Source organism: Achromobacter deleyi (assembly GCF_902859705.1).
GTDB classification, from domain to species: Bacteria; Pseudomonadota; Gammaproteobacteria; order Burkholderiales; family Burkholderiaceae_B; genus Achromobacter; species Achromobacter deleyi.
The window spans coordinates 14,662-33,542 of the sequence record NZ_CADIJO010000032.1; the positions used below are offsets into that span (position 1 = coordinate 14,662).

The window sequence follows — 18,881 nt, forward strand, 5'->3', positions numbered from 1 at the left end:
CTTGCCAGGCCCTTTGCTTTTACCGGGTGTGCCGTGCGCTTCAGTGGGCGCCCGCCGCGGCTTCGGCCGCACCGCCGCCACCGCCCGCCTTGGTCGAGCGCGGTTTGGCGAACCAGACCAGGCCAATCAGCATCAGGAAGATCACCGCCGAGGCGTAGAACACGTCGACGGCCGACATGGTGAACGCCTGAGCGTTGATCATGCGATCTACCGTGCTCAGCGCCTGCTCGTGGGACATGCCCACGCCGTTCTGCAACGCGTTCAACGTCTGGTCGAACGCCGCCTGGCCGGGCTTGGCGGCCTCGGTCAGCTGCGAGTGGTGCAGGGTCGCGCGGTTTTCCCAGAGCGTGGTGGCGATCGACGTGCCGAACGCACCTGCGGTCAGCCGCAGGAAGTTCGACAGGCCGGAGGCCGCCGGAATGCGCCAGGGCTCGATGCTGGACAGCGTGATCGAAGTGAGCGGCACGAAGAACGCCGCCATGGCCGCGCCCTGGATGATCGTCGGGATCATCAGCGTGCGCACGTCGGTCTGGGTGTTGAAACCCGACCGCATGAAGCAGACCAGGGCGAAGATCATGAACGCGGCCGTGACGATCTGGCGCGGGTCGCGCGTGGCCAGCATCTTGCCCACCATGGGCGTCAGCAGGATCGCGAGCAGGCCCACCGGCGCCGTCACCAGGCCGGCGTAGGTGGCGGTGTAGCCCATGTAGCTTTGCAGCCAGAGCGGCAGCAGCACCACGTTGCCGAAGAACACGCCGTAGGCGACCGCCAGCGTCACGGCGCCGACGGTGAAGTTGCGGATCTTGAACAGGCGCAGGTCCACCACCGGATGCGCGTCGGTCAGTTCCCAGATCAGGAAGAAGACGAACGAGACGAAGGCGATGGCTGCCAGGGCGATGATGGTGGGGCTGGCGAACCAGTCCAGTTCCTTGCCCTTGTCCAGCATGATCTGCAGCGAACCCACCCAGACCACCAGCAGCACCAGCCCGAGCTTGTCGATGGGCAGCTTGCGGGTGAGCGATTCGCGGTTGCCGTAGATGCGCCAGCTGATCCAGGCGGCCAACAGGCCTACCGGGACGTTGATGTAGAAGATCCAGGGCCAGGTGTAGTTGTCGGAAATCCAGCCGCCCAGCAGCGGCCCGGCCACGGGGGCGACCAGGGTCGTCATGGACCAGACCGCCAGTGCCATGCCCGCCTTGGACTTCGGGAAGCTGGCCAGCATCAGCGTCTGCGACAGCGGGATCATCGGGCCGGCCACGGCGCCTTGCAGCACGCGGAAGGCGATCAGGGCTTCGAGCGACGGCGAAAAGCCGCACAGCCACGAGGCCAGCACGAACAGCAGCGTGGAGATCAGGAACAGCCGCACCTGGCCGAAGCGCTGGGTCAGCCAGCCGGTCAGGGGCACGGTGATGGCGTTGGCCACCGCGAACGAGGTGATGACCCAGGTGCCCTGGCTGGAACTGACGCCCAGGTCGCCGGAAATCGTCGGGATGGAGACGTTGGCGATCGAGGTGTCCAGCACGTTCATGAACACCGCCGTGGACAGCGCGATCGATCCGATGATGCGGGTCGCGCCTTCCAGCGGCGGGTAGGTGCCGGGTGGGAGTACGGTCGGTTCGGCGGGGGCGCCGCCGGCCGCGGGCTGTGCGGGGGTGCTCATGGGAGCGCTTCCTTACTTGGCGCCGCGCGCCGAGCCTTCTTTGGCAGCGGGCGACTGGGCCGCCTGCGGGGTGAATTCGTCAGAGGCGAGGTTGGCCTGGATGATCTTGTTGATCATCGCGTCCACTTCGTCATGCGCCGGTTCAAAGGCGCGGGTCGACCAGGCCGGTTCCTTGCGGGCGGCGGCGGTCAGGGCTTCGCCTTCCTGCTTGCCCACGTCCACTTCGACGTCCATCGACAGGCCCACGCGCAGCGGATGCGCCTTCAGGTCATCGGGGTTCAGGGCGATGCGCACGGGAACGCGCTGCACCACCTTGATCCAGTTGCCGGTGGCGTTCTGGGCGGGCAGCAGGGCGAATGCGCTGCCGGTGCCGGCGTCCAGGCCGGCGACGGTGCCGTGATACGTGACCGAGCTGCCGTACAGGTCGGCCACCATCTTGACCGGTTGGCCGATGCGCATCTTGCGCAGCTGGCCTTCCTTGAAGTTGGCTTCGACCCAGACCTGGTCCAGCGGCACGACGGTCATCAGCGCGGCGCCCGGGGCCACGCGCTGGCCCACCTGCACGCTGCGGCGGGCGATGACGCCGCCGACCGGGGCGGGCAGCACGGTGCGCGATTGCGCGAGCCACGCGTTGCGCAGGCCGGCGACGGCCTGGCGCACGTCGGGGTGGTCTGCCACGGTGGTGCCTTGCGTCAGGGCCTGGTTGGTAGCCAGCTTGGCGCGCGAGGCCGCCAGCGCGGCACGGGCTTGCGCCAGGCCGGACTGGGCAGTCTTCAGGGCGGCTTCGGCGTGCAGGATTTCTTCACCGCTGACACCGCCGGACTTGGCCAGTTGCTGGCGGCGGCTGACGTCGCTCTGGGCGCGGGTCAGCTCGGCCTGGGCGCGCAGGATGTCGGCGTTGCGCAGGTCGACATCGGCTGCCAGCGCATCGTTCTGCACATAGTAGGTACGGACCTGGCGCACCATCTGCGCCAGTTTGGCTTCTGCCTGCTGCAGGGCGACTTCGGTGTCGGCCGGGTCCAGGCGCACCAGCGGCTGGCCGGCGGCGACGGTTTCGGTGTCGTCGGCTTCGATGGCGACGACCGTGCCCGGCACTTGCGGCGTGATCTGCACCAGGTTGCCGTGCACGTACGCGTCGTCGGTGCTTTCGAAGTGGGCGCCGAACAGCGCCCACCAGATGCCGTAGGCGATCGCGATGAGGATGAAGACCCCGGTCGCGGTCAGCAGCAGGCGTTTGCGGGCGGGATTGGTCGTGGGAGTGGTGGCTGCGTTCATGACGTCTGAATCCGGAGCGTTCAATGAGTGGAGTTCGTGGCGGGCGCGGGCTGGGCAGCAGGCGCGGGGGCGTAACCGCCGCCCAGCGCGTTGGCCAGGTTGGCATCGAGCTGGTAGGCGCGGATGCGCAGGTCGGTATCCAGGCGGGCTTGCGTCAGCACGCCGGTCTGCGCGATCAGCACGGTCAGGTAGTTGCCCATGCCGGCCTTGTAGCGGTTGACGGCCAGTTCGTAGGCGGCTTCGATGGCTTCGCGGGCCTGGTGCTGCTGAGCCTTTTCTTGCTCGATCAGGCGCAGGCCGTCCAGCGCGTCGGCCACCTGGTGCACGGCGTCCAGCACGGTCTGGTTGTAGTCAGACACCGCCAGATCGGCGTCGGCGCGGCGGCCGGCCAGGTTGGCGTTCAGCTCGCCGCCGTGGAATATCGGCAACGTGATGGCCGGGCCGATGCCGGCGGTACGGCTGGCGGCGCCCAGCAGGTTGCCGGTGCCCAGCGCCTGGAAGCCGACGAAAGCGGCCAGGTTGACGTTGGGGTAGAACTCGGCGCGGGCGCTGTCGATCTGGTGGCGCGCAGCTTCGGCGCGCCAGCGGGCGGCCACGACGTCGGGGCGATGGCCCAGCAGGTCCAGCGGCACGCTGTCCGGCACACCGCCGCCAGGGGCGGTCAGCGACACGGCAACCAGCGATTGGCCGCGCTGCGGACCCGCGCCGACCAGCGCCGCCACCTGGTTGCGCAATTGCGCCAGGGTGGTCTCGTTCTGGGTCAGTTCGACCCGGCCGGCGGCCAGCGACGATTCCGCCTGCTTGACCTCGACCTGGGTATCCAGGCCGGCCGAATAGCGGCCGCGGGTCAGCGACAGCACGTCTTCGCGCTGCGTCAGCACGCGCTTGATGACGTCGCGCTGGGCAAACGCGTTCTGCAGGTTCAGGTAGGCGCGCACGGTGGCGCTGGCCAGCATGTTGCGCGCCGCCTGGGCATCGGCCTGGGCCGCGGACTGTTGCGACACGGCGGCCTGCAGACGCGAGCGGTTCTTGCCCCAGAAGTCCAGCTCGTAGCTGAAATCGAGCGCCAGCCGGTTGTCGCTGACGACGGACCCGCCCAGCGGCGCCGGGTAGATGTAGTCGCTGGACAGGTGCTCGCGAGTCAGCGAGTAGTCGGCGTCGACCCGCGGCAAGAGGGGCGCGCGGGCGGTGCTGACCGCGGCGTTGGCCTTGGCCAGGCGCGCCTGGGCGGCCGTCATGGACGGGCTGTTGGCCAGCGCTTCGTCCATCAGCGTGTTGAGCTGGCTGTCGCCGTAGCGCTGCCACCACTGTGTTTCGGGCCAGGCGGTGGCCTGGGCAGTCAGTCCCAACTTGGCTTCGTCCAGGGCCGCGACGGGCGTGGGCCCGGGTTCCATCAGGGCGCAACCGCTCAGGGCAAGCACTAATGCGGTAGAAAGAAGGCGTTTCATCCTGACAATCTGCTGAAAGTAATTGATTAATCTGTATTTGCCTAGGCAAATATTACGTCAAATAAAGCCCCTGTCTCCAGGGGCGGCAGGCGCTCGTTGGAGCGCCGTCAGCGCTCGGGCGCGACGCCGGATGCGGAGCCGTTGGCGATCATGCGGCGCATGAAGTGCATCAACTGCGCGACTTCATCGGTGGAAAAACCCCGCAGGTGGTGATTCAGGACGCGGGCGATGTTGGGCGGAATGTTGCGCGCCTTTTCTTCGCCGAGTTCAGTCAGTTCGATCTTCACGACACGCCGGTCCTGCTGGCTGCGGGCCCGCTGTAGCAGGCCTTTGGCCTCGAGGCGGTCCAGTGCGCGGGTCATGGCGCCGGTGTCCATGCCGTTCAGGCGGGCCAGTTCGGCGGGCGTGTCGGCGCGGCCCAGGTACAGCATGGCGATGGGCCGCCATTGCATGGCGGTCAGGTCGAGCGGCGCCATTTCCTGATCCAGCATCCGGTTCAGGGAGTTCGAGACCAGCTTGATCAGGTAGCCGGCGTTATCCTCTGTCATGCAGCGGGTGTCACCGCGGTAATGAATCGGATTTTCGGAAGAATCAGGGCGTGACGAGGCATTCATGCTGCGGATTTTACTGCCTAGTCAGTAATTGTCAAGGCTGCTATTTGGGGACGCCCTCCGGGGCGTTTTCGGCGGCGGCAGGGGCCTTGCGCAGGCCCGACCAGACGATGGCCGCCACGATCAGGGCGGCGCCGGCCATCATGCGCACGGTGGGCTGCTGGCTGAACAGCACCCAGGCAAACGCGATGGCGTAGACGGGTTCAAGCGCGATCACCAGGCCGGCGCTGCGCGCATTCAGGCGGGTCAGGCTGGAGACGAACAGAAAATGCGACAGGCCGGTGCAGAACACGCCCAGCAACGCCAGCCAGAACCAGTCCACGGCGGGCAGGGCGGGCAATTGGCTGGCCGCGAACGGCAGCATGACCAGCGCCACGATCAGGTTCTGCCAGCAGGCCACCTGCATCGGGTCCATGCCGGATGCCGACCGCCGGTTGCTCAGGGCGAGCAGGGCGAAGGTCAGGCCGGACAACAGGCCCCAGGCCAGGCCGATGGTGCCCTGGTCGGCCAGGTCGAACGACGGCGTGACCAGCACCAGCCCGGCGGTGACCAGGCCCAGCAGCAGCCATTCGGCCAGCCGCACCCGTTCGCGGAAGATCAAGCCTTCGAACAGCGTGATGAAGGCGGGAAAGCTGGCAAAGCCCAGGGTGGCGATGGCGATGCCGCCGACTTTGACCGAGATGAAGAACGTGACCCAGTGCGCCGCCAGCAGGGCGCCAGCCACCACCAGCACGAACAGCTGTGCCGGGGTCAGGGCGCCCAGCAGCGGGCGGCGGCGCATGCGGGCGAACAGGCCCAGCGAGATCACGGCAAAGACGGCGCGCCCCAGGGTGATGACCGCGGCGCTGGCCTGGATCAACTCGCCGAAAACGCCGGTCAGTCCGAACAGGATGGCGGCGATATGGATATAGGTCAGGGCGCGGTGTCGGGTCATTCTGGGTGTGAGGCGAAGGCGGAAAGCGGCTAAAAAAGCGCGGCTGGGCGTGCAATTGGGCATGCACTGAATCTAAAATCATCGCATGAATCGCATTGCCAGGCTTTTGCCGGTCACTCGTCCCTCCAGCCGCGCGGCCGGCTTTTTCATGGCCGCCCTGGGCGCCGTCCTGTTTTCGGGCAAGGCCATCGCCGTCAAGTTCACCTACCGCTACGGTATCGACGCGGTCACCCTCATCGCTTTCCGCATGCTGTTCGCCATGCCGTTCTTCGCGGCGGTGGCGTGGCATCAGTCGCGCCTGGCGGCCCGCGGCCAGATCGTGGTCATGACCTGGAAGGAACGCCTGCAGGTCTGCCTGCTGGGCCTGCTGGGGTATTACCTGTCCAGCTTCCTGGATTTCCTGGGCCTGCGCTACATCACTGCCAGCCTCGAACGGCTGATTCTGTTCCTGTCGCCGTCGCTGGTCGTGCTGCTGTCCGCGTTCTGGTTCAAGCGTCCGGTCGAGCGCCGCCAGTGGCTGGCCATGGGGCTGTCCTATGCAGGCGTGGTGCTGGTGTTTGCCCACGACCTCAGCTTCGGCGGGTCTGCCGAGGTGCTGACAGGGTCTTTGTTCGTTTTCGGTTCGGCGCTCAGCTATTCTGTGTACCTGATCTGCTCGGGCGAACTGATCAAGCGCGTCGGGCCCACGCGGCTGGTGGCCTATGCCATGCTGGTGTCGTGCGTGGCCTGCATCGTGCAGTTCTTCGTGGTCCATCCCGCTTCCGTGCTGGTCCAGCCCCTGGGCGTCTACGGCTATTCGATCATCCACGCCACCCTGAATACGGTGGCGCCCGTTTTCATGCTGATGTGGGCGGTGGCGCTGATCGGCGCGCCGACCGCGTCGCTCCTGGGCATGATCGGGCCGGTGTCGGTGCTGTTCCTGGCGTCGTGGTTCCTGGATGAGCCCGTCACCGCCTGGCAGTTGGCCGGCACCGCGCTGGTCCTGGCCGGCGTGTTCGTATTGATGGGGGGCGGCGCCGCCAAGCCGCCGCCCGCCGCGCCGGGCGGTTCGGCCCCCGCGCGCTGAAGTCTGGTTTTCTCGGTTGATTCGCAACATTTCAATGAAAGGAGGCCAGCATGGCCAGCAATCTCGTCAAGGCAATCCGTATCGAGCAGCACGGTGGTCCCGAAGTCCTGAAACTGGTGGAAGTCGAAGTGCCGCCGCCCGCCGCCAATGAAGTCACCATCGACCAGCACGCGGCCGGCCTGAACTTCATCGATATCTATTTCCGCACGGGCTTGTATCCGCATCCGCTGCCGCATGGCCTGGGCTTCGAGGGCGCGGGCGTGGTCACCGCCGTGGGCGCTGACGTCAAGCACCTGAAAAAGGGCGACCGCGTCGCCTACGGCCAAAGCCCGATCGGCGCCTACGCCAAGGCCCGCAACGTGCCCGCCAACCAGGTCGTCAAGGTGCCCAAGGGCATCGGCTTTGATGAGGCCGCCGCGCTGATGCTCAAGGGCCTGACCGTGCAGTACCTGTTCCGCCAGACCTACCGCCTGCAAGGCGGCGAAACGATTCTGTTCCACGCGGCCGCAGGCGGCGTGGGCCTGATCGCCTGCCAATGGGCGCGTGCCCTGGGCGTGAAGCTGATCGGCACCGTGTCCAGCCCCGAGAAGGCCGAACTGGCCCGCGCCAACGGCGCCTGGGAAACCATCGACTACTCGCGTGAAAACGTGGCCGAGCGCGTGCTCGAACTGACCGGCGGCAAGAAAGTGCCGGTGGTGTACGACGGTGTGGGCAAGGACACCTGGGAAACCTCGCTGGACTGCATCGAGCCGCGCGGCCTGATGGTCAGCTTCGGCAATGCCTCCGGTCCGGTGGCGGGCGTGAACCTGGCGGTGCTGAACCAGAAGGGCAGCCTGTACGTCACGCGTCCGTCGCTGGGCGTGCACGTGAACACGCTGGAAAAGCTGCAGGCCGCTTCTGAAGAACTGTTCGACCTGGTCCTGAAAAAGAAGATCAAGGTCCGTATCGACCAGCGCTACAGCCTGGAGCAGGCCGGCGAAGCCCAGACCGCGCTGGCGTCCCGCAAGACCACCGGCGCCACGGTGCTGATGCTGGACTGATCCTCCCTGTTCCGCAGGTCCCGCAACGGCGGAGCGCAAGGTGCGTTCCGCCGTTTTGCTTGGGCGTGCGCACCGGGACAAAACCCCATGCACGGACGGACAAGCCAGCGCGGTGGCCCGTTGCTATTCTGGCTTCAACCTCATTCGTTGGAGCCTTCCGCATGCCGTCCGACCGCCCCACCGCCAGCGCATCCGTGTCCGACCGCCCGGAATTGGCTGCCATCCGCGAATTCATGCTTGTCGATGGCAAGCCGCTGCGCGAAGGGCAGGGCAAGCCCATCGCCGTCTTCAATCCCGCCACGGGCGAGGTCATTGCCCATCAGCTGGATGCCGGCCCCGCCCAGATCGACCTGGCCGTGCAGGCCGCGCGCCGGGCATTTGCCGCGGGCCCCTGGCACGACATGCTGCCCGCCGGCCGCGAACGCCTGCTGCTCAAGCTGGCCGACCTGGTCGAGCAGCATGGCAACGAACTGGCCCGTCTTGAAACCCTGAACAACGGCAAGCTGCTGGGCGTGGCCCAGGGGCTGGAAGTGGGCGCCGGTGCGCAGTGGCTGCGCTACATGGCCGGCTGGGCCACCAAGCTCACGGGCGATACGCTTGCGTTGTCCATCCCGTTTCCACCGGGTGTGCAGTACAGCGCCTATACCTTGCCGCAGCCGGTGGGCGTGGTGGCCGCCATCATTCCGTGGAACTTCCCGCTGTTGATGGCCATCTGGAAAATCGCACCGGCGCTGGCCGCGGGCTGCACCGTGGTGCTCAAACCCGCCGAAGAAACCCCGCTGACCGCGTTGCGGCTGGCAGAGCTGGTGCTCGAGGCCGGCTTTCCGCCCGGCGTGGTCAACGTCGTGACGGGCCGCGGCGAAACCGCCGGGGCAGCCCTGGTGGCGCACCCCGGCATCGACAAGATCGCCTTCACCGGGTCCACCGAGGTCGGCAAGCTCATCGGCCGCGCCGCAATGGACGACATGAAGCGCGTTTCGCTGGAACTCGGCGGCAAGTCGCCCGTAATCGTGCTGGACGATTGCGACCCGGATGTCGCGGTGCAGGGCGCGGCCGCGGCCATTTTCTTCAACCAGGGTCAGGTGTGCACCGCCGGATCACGGCTGTACGTGCAAAAGGGGCTGTATTCCAAGGTCGTGCAGGGGCTGGCCGACCTGGCCGCCGGCATGAAGCTGGGGTCGGGCTTTGACCCCGCCACGCAGGTCGGGCCGCTGGTGTCGGCGCGCCATCAGCAGCGGGTCCTGGATTACATCGGTATCGGCCGCGCGCAGGGCGGGCGGCTGCTGGCGGGAGGCAATGCCGGCGACGGGGCAGGGTATTTCGTGCGGCCCACCGTGTTTGCCGACGTTCCTGCCGATGCCCGTATCGCCCGTGAGGAAATCTTCGGGCCAGTGGTGGTCGCCCAGGCGTTCGACACGCTGGACGACGCCGTGCGGCTGGCCAACGACAGCGCATTCGGCCTGGGCGCCAGCCTCTGGAGCAACGACCTGTCCCGCGTGCAGCGGCTGATCCCGCGCATCGACGCGGGCACGGTCTGGGTCAACACCCACAACATGCTTGATCCCAACATGCCGTTCGGCGGCTTCAAGCAATCGGGCATCGGCCGGGAACACGGCCGCGCCGTGCTGGACATGTATCTGGAGAAGAAGTCCGTTTGCATCGCTTACTAGACTGACGGCCGCGCGCTTCAAGCCGGGACATACCGGCGCACGCGCGTGCCGCGACACCAAGGGGAAGGGCATGGCAGGCAAGACCACAGGCCGGGGCCGGGCAAGCGCAGCGTTATTGCTGGCGTGTGCGGCAACGGCGCAGAGCGCATGGGCAGGAGACCCCAGTGCACGCGACTGGATACCCGCACCGGTCGGCACCAACATCATCGCAGGCTACCTGACGGGCCTGCGCTCGTCGGGCCTGTACTCGGCGGGCCAACGCGTGGACGGCGCCTCGGTGGACGTCGACGCCGTCATCTACCGCCAGATGCACTATCGCGAGTTCTTCGGCAAGACCGTGCAGCTGGAATTCATCGTGCCGATGTCCCGCACCACGATGGAACTGCCGGGCGCCTCGCGCGATCGCCAGACCGGCATCGGCGATGTCACCCTGGGGTCCGCCATCTGGCTCTACAACAACGAGCAGACCAAGACCTGGTTCGCCTGGGAACCCTTTGTCGTGGTGCCCCTGGGGCGCTACGACGGTTCGCGTCCGGACACCTCGCCGGGCAAGAATCGCTGGTCCACCATCCAGGACTTTTCCTTCGTCAAGGGCGTGGGGGAATCGACCTTTCTGGAAGCCATCGGCGAAGTCGAGATCTACGGCCGCAATACCGACTGGATGAGCCAGACCCTGAAAAAGGATCCGTCCTTCCGCTTCTTCGCACTGGCTTCGACCAACCTCACGGCCAATACCTACACGGGTATCCGCTACCGCTTCGAGACCGGCGGGCGCGAGCGTGTCAGCGGTGAAACCGTCACCAGCCGCGCGCGCAACCACCAGCTGGCGCTGGAATTGACCCACCAGATCAACGACGCCAACCAGATCCAGATGCAGTACATCCACGACCTCAAGGTCGAAAACGGCCCGCGCATGCGGGGCGTGCAGATGCGCTACGTCTATGCCTTTTAGGAGCAACGGACATGACAGGGGACATCCAATGACTGCGCTTTGTGCGGATACCCGCGGCCGGCAGGCCGCGGCACGAGCGGGCCGGCGGGCGGGCCGGCTGGCGTGCATGCAGGCGGGCAAATGGGCGTTGTGCGCGGCCCTGGTCGCCGCGGCCGGCCTGGCCCGGGCCGACCTGCCCAACGAGGAACTCAAGGGCGGCACGCGCCTGCCGCCGGCCACGCCACACCGGCTGTACGTGATGGATGCGGTGTTCAACCACCTGGTCGACAGCCGCATCAACATCTACGATGGCGACACGATGAAGTTCCTGGGGCTGGTGCCCGCGTCGTTCAACGGCCACATGACGGTGTCCGCCGACGGCAAGGACATCTACATCATGACCACCTACTACGAACGCCTGAACCGCGGCAAGCGCACCGACGTGGTCGAAGCCTGGGACGCCGAAACGCTGACGCCCAAGTACGAGGTGCCGATTCCTGAAAAGCGCGCCCAGGCGCTGAATTATCGTAATTACTTCCAGCAAAGCTCGGACGGCGGCCTGCTGTTCGTGCAGAACGCCACGCCCGCGTCGTCCGTGACCGTGGTTGACGTCAAGGCCCGCAAGTTCGCCGACGAAGTGACGGCCGCGGCCGGTTGCTGGAGCATCATCGTGCCGCCGTCGCGGCCGCGCAGTTTTGCCAGCATCTGCGGCGACGGCACCTTCGTCACGGTGGATCTGGACGCCGCCGGCAAGCCGTCGGGGCAGCAGCGCAGCAAGCCCATGTTCGATGTCGAGAAAGACCCGATCTTCACGCACACCGGCAACGTGGGCGACACCTTCTATTTCGTCTCGTACAACGGCAATGTCTACAGTGCCGACTTCAGCGGGCAGGATGCCAAGTTCGCAGAGCCCTGGTCGTTGCTGGACAAGTCCGGCAAGGATCGCGGCTGGCGGCCGGGCGGCTACAACCTGCTGGCCGTGAACCGCAATACCAAGCGCCTGTACGTAGGCATGCACCCGAACGGCGTCGAAGGCTCGCACAAGACGCCGGCCGCCGAAATCTGGGTGTACGACCTGGCCACGCACAAGCGGCTGGCGCGCGTGCCGGGCAAGAACGCGCTGTCGATGTCGGTGTCGCAGGACGACAAGCCGCGCCTGTTCACGCTGGATGGCGGCAACGTCAACATCTACGACGCCGCGCCCGCCGCACCCGTGTTCAAGGGCACGATCCAGGGCGCCGGCGAAACCGCGCTGCAGGTCGAACCGCAACCCGGGGGCGCCCAATGACCGATCCCGTCCTGCTTTACGCGGCCAGCGCCGCGCTGGCCTGCGTGCTGCTGCTGGGCGCGCTGGAAAAGCTCAAGGACATGACCGCGTTTGCCGCGGCCGTGACCGCCTACGAGATCGTGCCGGCAGGTCTGGCTGCCGCGTTTGCCTGGGGCTATGTCCTGGCCGAGGCGCTGGCCGGCGCGCTGCTGCTGGCGCCCGTGAGCCGGTCGACCGGTGCCGCGCTGGCGTTGGCAGTGCTGGCCGTGGCGACGGCCGGCGTGGCGGTCAACCTGGCGCGCGGCCGACGCGATATCGACTGCGGTTGCGGCGGCCCCGCATTTCGCAGCGCCGCGGCGCGTGGCGCGGGCCTGTCCTGGTGGATGGTGCTGCGCAACGGCCTGCTGGCGCTGTGGACCTTGCCCGTCTTTGCTGCTGTCCAGGGGGCATCGCGCAGCCTGCAATGGGCCGATGCCGCTTCGGTCTTCGGCCTGGCCATGAGCGCCGTGGCCCTGTACTTCACCGTCAATCACTTGCTGGCTTCGCACCTGAAGCTGCAGCAGCTGCATCACTAGAACCAAGGAGCAACACATGGAAGCCTTGATCATCTCCAATTTCCTGCTGTGGGGCGTGGTGCTCTGCCTGCTGCTGGTCATTCTGGCGCTGTCGCGCCAGATCGGCGTGCTGTACGAGCGCGTGGCCCCGATGGGCGCCCTGACCATGGACAAGGGGCCCGCGGTCGGCGACGCCGCGCCGCGTTTCGAACTGCCTGACCTGCTGGGCCGTCGCCTGACCATCGGCGAACGCGGCCAGCACAGCCAGTTGCTGTTCTTCCTGTCGCCCACCTGCCCGGTGTGCAAGAAGCTCTTGCCCATCCTGAAGTCCGTGGCCGGCACCGAAAGCGCCTGGCTGCGCATCGTGCTGGCCAGCGACGGCGAAATGCCCGAGCACCTGGCCTTCTACCGGCAGGCAGGCCTTGAGCGCTTTCCGTATCTGCTGTCTACCGAGCTGGGCATGAAGTTCCAGATCAGCAAGCTGCCGTATGCCGTGCTGATCGACGAGACCGGCGTCATTCGCGCCAAGGGCCTGATCAATTCCCGCGAACAACTCGAAAGCCTGTTCACGGCCAAGGAACTGGGCGTGGCGTCGGTGCAGGAATTCCTGGCCGCCGGTTCGCTGGACGAGACCCGCATTTCCCGCAAGGAGAACAGCAATGCTCTGGTTGGATAAGCTTGGCGAGCGCGCGACGCGCTCGATGGCGCACGCCACGTCGCGGCGCAGCGTGCTGAACCGCATTGGCAAGGTGCTGGTAGGCACGGCGTTTCTGGTGCCCGTACTGCCGGTGGCCCGGTCGGCGCCCGCAGCCGCCAAAAAGCCGCAAACGGACGAAACCGCCTGCGACTACTGGCGCTACTGCGCGGTGGACGGTTTCCTGTGTTCCTGCTGCGGCGGCAGCACCACGTCCTGCCCGCCGGGCACGTCGCCATCCGCCGTGTCGTGGGTGGGCACCTGCCACAACCCGATGGACGGCAAGGATTACCTCATCAGCTACAACGATTGCTGCGGCAAGACCGCCTGCGGCAAGTGCATGTGCGCGGCCGCCGAGCGCGAGCGGCCGGGCTACCAGATGTTCCTGCACAACGACGTCAACTGGTGCATGTCCAACGAGTCGTCCATCTTCCACTGCACCACCTCCGTGATCGTCGGGTTGGCCAAGAAGCAGCCATGACCAAGGCAGGCTCGGGTTCCGGCAGAAGGCGGCGGCGCGGCGGGTGGGCCGCGCTGTCCGCCGCGGCAGCCATGGGGGCGCTGGCGGCTGCGGCGGCGCTGGCCGGTGAGGCGTCGACCTCTGGCGTTCCCTACGCGGCTCCTTCCTCCGCCAAAACTTCCGTGGCGGGCCAGCCCGTCGCCGGAGAGCCCATCGCCGGAGAGCCCGTCGCCACCCATTCCCCCGACTCCCCTGATGCGTTACGGCAGGCTGCGCGTGCCGACTACGTGCTGAAATGCGCCGGCTGTCATCGGGTCGATGGCCGGGGGAGCACGCCGCATGGCATTCCGGATTTTCGTAATTCCGTCGGGGCGTTCGTGCATCTGCCAGCGGGACGCGAATACCTGATTCGTGTGCCGGGGGCGGCGTATTCGCCCTTGAGCAACGCGGACCTGGCGGCGGTATTGAACTGGGTGCTGCTGACCTTCAGCCCCGCTCAGCTTCCTACCGATTTCCAGCCCTATACCGAAGCCGAGGTGGCCGCCGCACGCCCAAACCGCTATCCCGATGTGGTGCCGGTACGCCACGGCCTGGCGCAGGAATTGGCCAGGCAGGGGTTCACTTTGTCTGATTATTCCTACGGCAGCGCCCGCAAACCCTGAAGCTGCGCGGTTTTTAGGGGTTGTCACGGATACTCCACGTCCGGCGCTCGGTGATAGAAAGAAGCCAGCCATTTGTTCCTAGCCGCGCGCCGGAGTCTTCATGTCCCATCGCCTCGTACGCAGCGCGCCCCAGCAGTTCCGGGATTGCGCCAGCTGGAAAGACAACATCAGCAACACCTTCGTGCCGCTGGAAGTGTCCGCGGCCAATCCGCAGCGTTTCCGCAGCAGCGTGGCGGTCGATTCACTGGGCTGGATGCAGGTCTGTGAAATGCACACGGGGGCGCAACGCGTGCGTCGCACCAAGCTGCTGGCCGACCGCGCCGAGGCATCCGGCTACAAGGTGACGCTGCAGCTGGCCGGGCGCAGCGAAATTCGCCAGGCTGCCCGCAGCGCTTTGTTGATGCCGGGCGATTGGGGCATCTACGACACCACCCGGCCCTACGAGGTCGACGTCGACGACGATGCGCATTTCCTGGTGATGCAGGTGCCGGGCAAGCAATCCGAAGCCTGGCAGCCGTTCATCCAGAATGCGGTGGCGCGCAGTTACAGTGCTCGCCACGGTTGCGGCCGCATGGCCATGGACCTGCTGCGGGTGGCCCTGAGCGAACATGCGCACCTGTCCGATAGCGCTGCGCGAGACGCCGCCAATGCGGTCATGCAGATGATGGGGCTGGACATCAGCGAACGTGCCGGTGGGTTGGCCGAACAGGACCAGGCCGACATGCGCCAGGCGCAACTGCGCCGTGTGCAGCAATACCTGGTCGACAACCTGCACGATCCCGACCTGTCGCCGGCCAGCGCCGCCGTGGCCCTGCGCGTGTCACGCCGCTATCTGTACAACCTGTTCGCCCAGGCCGCCACCACGCCGGCAGATTTCATCCTCAGCGCCCGGCTGGAACGCTCGCGACATATGTTGGGTGACGCCACGCAAACGACGCGGCAGATCGGCGACATCGCTTTTCGCCACGGCTTTTCTGACGCCGCGCGCTTCAGCCACGCATTTCGCAATCGGTATGGGGTGTCGCCGTCGGAGTATCGGCGCGGACTTAAAGGTTTTCCTCGTTGATGAGGTCTTCTTTGCCGTAGAACTTCACGCCGATGTGAATGCGCTCGCGGCCCTGGGCACGGCGGTGGCGGTTGGTGTCGCGCAGCGAATACACGCAGCCGCAGTATTCCTGCTGGTAGAAGTTCTCGCGCTTGCTGATTTCGATCATGCGGGACGACCCGCCACCCTTGCGCCAGTTGTAGGTCCAGTAGATCAGGTCGTCGTAGCGGGCGGCGGCGCGCTCGCCGCAGCCGTTGATCTGGTTCATGTCTTTCCAGCGCGAAATGCCGAGCGAGCTGGTGATGGTGTCAAAGCCGTGTTCGTGGGCATACAGCGCGGTGCGTTCGAAGCGCATGTCGAAGCAGGCCGTGCAACGCTCGCCGCGTTCGGGGGCGTTCTCCATGCCCTTGACGCGATCGAACCAGTTGTCCATGTCGTAGTCGGCGTCGATGAACTCGATACCGTGCTGTTCGGCGAAGCGGATGTTTTCCTGCTTGCGGATCTCGTACTCTTTGACCGGATGGATGTTCGGGTTGTAGAAGTAGATCGCGTAGTCGATGCCGGACGCGGTCATGGCTTCCATGACCTCGCCAGAGCAGGGCGCACAGCACGAGTGCATCAGCACTTTGCTGCGGCCGGCGGGCAGGTCGAGTTTGGGGCGCACGAGTTCGGACATGATCTGACAGGCAAATAAGGCGGAAAACTCCTTATTTTACGATGAGTTGCCGCTTTTGCACGGGACGCCCCAAGCGGGCTGCCTGGCGCGTCCCTGATTGTTCAGCCGAACACTGCCTGCCAGAGTTCGCGCACCGCGGCGCGCTCGGCCTGCAACTGGTCGGGGGCGACCCGGGCCTTTTCCACGCCTTGCATGCGCAGCTGGTGCTGGATGCGCCGCAATACTCGGTAGGCGTCGCCCGCGCGCGCCGCCAGGGCGGGGTCGATCAGGCCCGCCTCGCCGGCCAGGCGCAGCAGCGTGATGTTGCCCAGATTGCGCACCAGCACGGCGTGCGTGCCCGCATGGCACAGCACCAGGTACTGGGTCACGAATTCCACGTCGACCATGCCCCCGCTATCGTGCTTCAGGTCGAACTTGCCGCTGCTGTTCGGGTGGCCGGCGTTGATTTTCTCGCGCATGGCCAGCACTTCGTCGCGCAGCGCGGCCGCATCGCGCGGCATCACCAGGATGGCCTCGCGGATCTGCTCGAAACGCTCGCCGACGGCTGCGTCACCCGACGCGTAGCGGGCCCGGGTGAGTGCCTGGTGCTCCCAGGCCCAGGCGTGCTTCTGCTGATACTGCTCGAAGGCCTCTACGGACACGGCCAACAGGCCCGCATCGCCGTCCGGGCGCAGGCGCAGGTCGATTTCGTACAGACGGCCCGATGAGGTCATCGTCGACAGCCACGACGTCATGCGTCGGCCCAGCTTGGCATAGACCTCGGATGCGTCTTCGCGCGGGTCGTCGTACAGGAACACCAGGTCCAGGTCCGACGAATACCCCAGTTCCTTGCCGCCCAGCTTGCCGTAGGCGATCACCGCGAAATGGGGCTTGGCGCCGGCCACTTTGTTGACCAGCGGCCAGGTGCGATGGATGGTTTCGGTGAGCAGCAGGTCAGCCAGCGCCGACAACTGGTCGGCCAGTTTCTCGACCGTCAGTTCGCCTTCCAGGTCTTGCGCCAGCAGCTGGAAGCTGGCCTGGCGCTGCACGTCGCGCATCAGGTTCATCTGGCGTTCGATGTCCGGATCGCCGTCAGGCAGGCGGCAGGCGTCCAGGTCGGCGCGCAGTTGCCGGGCGATCTGGGCGAAGTCCAGCGGTTCGAACAGGGTGCGCCAGTCGATCAGGCTGTCCAGCAGCAGCGGATGCTGCGTCAGGTATTGGGCCGCCCAAGGGCTGGCGGCCACCATGCGGGCTACGCGCGCCAGGGTGTCGGGATATTCCGCCAGCAGGGCCAGATAGGCGCTGCGCTGGGCGATCTTTTCGATCAAGTCGAACAGGCGCACGGCCGCAGCCAGCGGGGCCGGCGTCTGGCGGGCGGCGCGCAGCGCGGCAGGCAACAGGACTTCCATGCGGCGGCGGCTGCTTTCCGGCAGGCTGCGGATACGGTGGCTGCCCAGCAGGGTTTCGGTGCGGCGCAGCAGGTCGTCGGCTTCGTCGCCGAAGGCCTGGCGGATCTGCTCGGCCAGTTCGCACTCGCTGTCCGGTTCGCCCGTCGCCGGGTCGCCTTGGGCATCGGGCGCATTGGCCGTGTCCTCGGTGTCCATGCCCACCATCCGGAACACGTTGCGGAAGGTCTGCGAAACGAATTGGCGGTGCGCGGCCAGGGTGCTTTCGAAATCTTCCGGGGTGAAGCCCAGCGCAGCGGCCAGTCCGGCGCGCAGTGCGGGGTCGCCGGGCAGCAGGTGGGTCTGTTCGTCTTCGCGGTATTGCAGCGCGTGTTCGGTGCGGCGCAGGAAACGGTAGGCCTCTTCCAGGCGGCGCGCGTCGTCTTCGGGCACCAGACCGGCGACGCATTCGGCGTGCAGCGCTTCCAGCAAGCCCCGCTTTTGCAGGGCCGGCATGCGGCCGCCACGGATCAGCTGGGCCAGTTGCACCACGAATTCGATCTCGCGGATGCCGCCATCGCCCAGCTTGATGTTGTTGGCGCTGTCGATGCCGTTGCGGGCCATGGCGCGCCGCTGCCAGTCCTGGCGAATGCGCTCGCGCAGGGCCCGCAGCGCGGCCAGCGCGTCGAAGTCGAAATATTTGCGGTACACGAAGGGCACGCGCAGGCTTTCCAGCTGGCGCGCCTGGGCCGCGCTGTCGCTGCCCTCGAACGCCTGGGCGGGCATCAGCCGCGCCTTGAGCCAGGCATAGCGTTCCCACTCCCGGCCCTGGCCGATCAGGTAGTGTTCCAGCGCATCCAGGCTCCAGGCCAGCGGGCCGGCATCGCCGTCGGGACGCAGGCGCAGGTCGGTACGAAAAACCTGGCCGTTCGCATCCACCTCGGACAGCACGGGCATCATGCGCCGGGTCAGGCGGCCGTAGAACTCGTGGTGGCTGATGCGGCGCGGACCGTCGGTGTCGCCTTCCTCGCCATACAGCATGATCAGGTCGATGTCGGACGAGACATTGAGCTCGCAGCCGCCCAACTTGCCCATGCCCACGATCAGCATTTCCTGGGGCTGTCCGGTGGCCGGATCGCGCGGCACGCCATGCACGGCAGCCAGGTCGGCCGCCACGCTGCGGTAGGCAGCCGCTACCGCCATGTCGGCCAGCGTCGTCATGGCGCCTACCACTTCTTCAAGCGGCGCCTGGCCGGCCAGGTCGCGCACGATCAGCGTGCTGAACACGCGTTCCCGCAGTTTGCGCAGCACTTGGCGGCACAGGTCCACCGGTAGCACGGCCGGCGCGCCGGGGCCCGCCAGCTCCGCCTGCCACTGCGCCAGCCGCTCGGGGGTGACCGGCAGGCGCACGGCGTCTTCCAGCCAGGCGGCCAGGTCTGGATGGGCATCCAGACGGCGGCGCAGGTGGCCGGACCAGGCCAGGGCGGGGGCGAGCAGGGAGGGCGTGGACATGGGTATCAGGCG

Annotated in this window: 17 protein-coding genes; 10 read left to right on the forward strand and 7 right to left on the reverse strand. The window is 66.8% G+C overall.

From position 1 onward, the window contains the following. Positions 1–40: 40 nt before the first annotated feature. The 5 genes from HV798_RS28090 to HV798_RS28110 all read right to left on the reverse strand — a co-directional run bounded on the left by HV798_RS28090 (position 41) and on the right by HV798_RS28110 (position 5,928). Positions 41–1,660, reverse strand: coding sequence for a DHA2 family efflux MFS transporter permease subunit (locus HV798_RS28090; protein WP_246289252.1), 1,620 nt, complete (start codon positions 1,658–1,660; stop codon positions 41–43). A gap of 12 nt (positions 1,661–1,672) precedes the next feature. Further along, positions 1,673–2,935: an HlyD/EmrA/EmrK family protein gene (locus HV798_RS28095; RefSeq protein WP_175192670.1), complete on the reverse strand. Its 1,263-nt coding sequence runs from the start codon at positions 2,933–2,935 to the stop codon at positions 1,673–1,675. 20 nt (positions 2,936–2,955) lie between these two features. Beyond that, positions 2,956–4,383 (reverse strand): efflux transporter outer membrane subunit, encoded by a 1,428-nt coding sequence (locus HV798_RS28100; protein ID WP_175192669.1) that lies wholly within the window; start codon positions 4,381–4,383, stop codon positions 2,956–2,958. 107 nt (positions 4,384–4,490) lie between these two features. Next, complete coding sequence (locus HV798_RS28105) at positions 4,491–4,997, reverse strand: MarR family winged helix-turn-helix transcriptional regulator (protein ID WP_175192668.1); 507 nt, start codon at positions 4,995–4,997, stop codon at positions 4,491–4,493. A 40-nt stretch (positions 4,998–5,037) separates the two neighbouring features. Then, the gene (locus HV798_RS28110; protein ID WP_175192667.1) at positions 5,038–5,928 is read right to left on the reverse strand and encodes a DMT family transporter; all 891 of its coding nucleotides are present in this window, start codon (positions 5,926–5,928) and stop codon (positions 5,038–5,040) included. An 85-nt stretch (positions 5,929–6,013) separates the two neighbouring features. Here HV798_RS28110 and HV798_RS28115 point away from each other — a divergent pair, with 85 nt between their 5' ends. The 10 genes from HV798_RS28115 to HV798_RS28160 all read left to right on the forward strand — a co-directional run bounded on the left by HV798_RS28115 (position 6,014) and on the right by HV798_RS28160 (position 15,338). Then, a complete protein-coding gene (locus HV798_RS28115; RefSeq protein WP_175192666.1) occupies positions 6,014–6,994 on the forward strand; it encodes a DMT family transporter in 981 nt (326 codons plus the stop codon). A gap of 50 nt (positions 6,995–7,044) precedes the next feature. Then, positions 7,045–8,034 (forward strand): quinone oxidoreductase family protein, encoded by a 990-nt coding sequence (locus HV798_RS28120; protein WP_175192665.1) that lies wholly within the window; start codon positions 7,045–7,047, stop codon positions 8,032–8,034. Between the two features lie 161 nt (positions 8,035–8,195). Continuing rightward, positions 8,196–9,704: a phenylacetaldehyde dehydrogenase StyD gene (styD, locus tag HV798_RS28125; protein WP_175192664.1), complete on the forward strand. Its 1,509-nt coding sequence runs from the start codon at positions 8,196–8,198 to the stop codon at positions 9,702–9,704. A 70-nt stretch (positions 9,705–9,774) separates the two neighbouring features. Beyond that, the gene (locus HV798_RS28130; RefSeq protein ID WP_175192663.1) at positions 9,775–10,656 is read left to right on the forward strand and encodes a transporter; all 882 of its coding nucleotides are present in this window, start codon (positions 9,775–9,777) and stop codon (positions 10,654–10,656) included. Between the two features lie 106 nt (positions 10,657–10,762). Beyond that, complete coding sequence (locus HV798_RS28135; protein WP_175192695.1) at positions 10,763–11,923, forward strand: amine dehydrogenase large subunit; 1,161 nt, start codon at positions 10,763–10,765, stop codon at positions 11,921–11,923. Next, the gene (locus HV798_RS28140) at positions 11,920–12,477 is read left to right on the forward strand and encodes a MauE/DoxX family redox-associated membrane protein (RefSeq protein WP_175192662.1); all 558 of its coding nucleotides are present in this window, start codon (positions 11,920–11,922) and stop codon (positions 12,475–12,477) included. The genes HV798_RS28135 and HV798_RS28140 overlap by 4 nt, the downstream gene beginning before the upstream one ends. A 16-nt stretch (positions 12,478–12,493) precedes the next feature. After that, positions 12,494–13,132 carry a methylamine dehydrogenase accessory protein MauD gene (gene mauD, locus HV798_RS28145; RefSeq protein WP_025135171.1) on the forward strand — a complete coding sequence of 213 codons (639 nt, stop codon included), beginning with the start codon at positions 12,494–12,496 and terminating at the stop codon, positions 13,130–13,132. Continuing rightward, positions 13,116–13,631, forward strand: a complete 516-nt coding sequence (locus HV798_RS28150; protein ID WP_025135172.1) for a methylamine dehydrogenase light chain — start codon at positions 13,116–13,118, stop codon at positions 13,629–13,631. The genes mauD and HV798_RS28150 overlap by 17 nt, the downstream gene beginning before the upstream one ends. Then, positions 13,628–14,272 (forward strand): c-type cytochrome, encoded by a 645-nt coding sequence (locus HV798_RS28155; RefSeq protein ID WP_246289255.1) that lies wholly within the window; start codon positions 13,628–13,630, stop codon positions 14,270–14,272. The genes HV798_RS28150 and HV798_RS28155 overlap by 4 nt, the downstream gene beginning before the upstream one ends. A 100-nt stretch (positions 14,273–14,372) precedes the next feature. Next, positions 14,373–15,338, forward strand: a complete 966-nt coding sequence (locus tag HV798_RS28160) for an AraC-like ligand-binding domain-containing protein (protein ID WP_025135174.1) — start codon at positions 14,373–14,375, stop codon at positions 15,336–15,338. On the opposite strand, the gene HV798_RS28165 is transcribed toward HV798_RS28160, so the two are convergent. Continuing rightward, on the reverse strand, positions 15,319–15,993 hold the full coding sequence (locus tag HV798_RS28165; RefSeq protein ID WP_175192661.1) for an epoxyqueuosine reductase QueH: 675 nt from the start codon (positions 15,991–15,993) through the stop codon (positions 15,319–15,321). The two genes, HV798_RS28160 and HV798_RS28165, sit on opposite strands and share 20 nt — an antisense overlap. A gap of 101 nt (positions 15,994–16,094) precedes the next feature. Further along, complete coding sequence (gene glnE / locus HV798_RS28170; protein WP_175192660.1) at positions 16,095–18,869, reverse strand: bifunctional [glutamate--ammonia ligase]-adenylyl-L-tyrosine phosphorylase/[glutamate--ammonia-ligase] adenylyltransferase; 2,775 nt, start codon at positions 18,867–18,869, stop codon at positions 16,095–16,097. Between the last annotated feature and the right edge of the window lie 12 nt (positions 18,870–18,881).

Excerpts from the sequence above, each read along its gene's own strand:
- HV798_RS28090 (WP_246289252.1), bottom strand. The coding sequence starts at position 1,660 with ATGAGCACCCCCGCACAGCCCGCGGCCGGCGGCGCCCCCGCCGAACCG.
- HV798_RS28095 (WP_175192670.1), bottom strand. The coding sequence starts at position 2,935 with ATGAACGCAGCCACCACTCCCACGACCAATCCCGCCCGCAAACGCCTG.
- HV798_RS28100 (WP_175192669.1), bottom strand. The coding sequence starts at position 4,383 with ATGAAACGCCTTCTTTCTACCGCATTAGTGCTTGCCCTGAGCGGTTGC.
- HV798_RS28105 (WP_175192668.1), bottom strand. The coding sequence starts at position 4,997 with ATGAATGCCTCGTCACGCCCTGATTCTTCCGAAAATCCGATTCATTAC.
- HV798_RS28110 (WP_175192667.1), bottom strand. The coding sequence starts at position 5,928 with ATGACCCGACACCGCGCCCTGACCTATATCCATATCGCCGCCATCCTG.
- HV798_RS28115 (WP_175192666.1), top strand. The coding sequence starts at position 6,014 with ATGAATCGCATTGCCAGGCTTTTGCCGGTCACTCGTCCCTCCAGCCGC.
- HV798_RS28120 (WP_175192665.1), top strand. The coding sequence starts at position 7,045 with ATGGCCAGCAATCTCGTCAAGGCAATCCGTATCGAGCAGCACGGTGGT.
- styD (WP_175192664.1), top strand. The coding sequence starts at position 8,196 with ATGCCGTCCGACCGCCCCACCGCCAGCGCATCCGTGTCCGACCGCCCG.
- HV798_RS28130 (WP_175192663.1), top strand. The coding sequence starts at position 9,775 with ATGGCAGGCAAGACCACAGGCCGGGGCCGGGCAAGCGCAGCGTTATTG.
- HV798_RS28135 (WP_175192695.1), top strand. The coding sequence starts at position 10,763 with ATGCAGGCGGGCAAATGGGCGTTGTGCGCGGCCCTGGTCGCCGCGGCC.
- HV798_RS28140 (WP_175192662.1), top strand. The coding sequence starts at position 11,920 with ATGACCGATCCCGTCCTGCTTTACGCGGCCAGCGCCGCGCTGGCCTGC.
- mauD (WP_025135171.1), top strand. The coding sequence starts at position 12,494 with ATGGAAGCCTTGATCATCTCCAATTTCCTGCTGTGGGGCGTGGTGCTC.
- HV798_RS28150 (WP_025135172.1), top strand. The coding sequence starts at position 13,116 with ATGCTCTGGTTGGATAAGCTTGGCGAGCGCGCGACGCGCTCGATGGCG.
- HV798_RS28155 (WP_246289255.1), top strand. The coding sequence starts at position 13,628 with ATGACCAAGGCAGGCTCGGGTTCCGGCAGAAGGCGGCGGCGCGGCGGG.
- HV798_RS28160 (WP_025135174.1), top strand. The coding sequence starts at position 14,373 with ATGTCCCATCGCCTCGTACGCAGCGCGCCCCAGCAGTTCCGGGATTGC.
- HV798_RS28165 (WP_175192661.1), bottom strand. The coding sequence starts at position 15,993 with ATGTCCGAACTCGTGCGCCCCAAACTCGACCTGCCCGCCGGCCGCAGC.
- glnE (WP_175192660.1), bottom strand. The coding sequence starts at position 18,869 with ATGTCCACGCCCTCCCTGCTCGCCCCCGCCCTGGCCTGGTCCGGCCAC.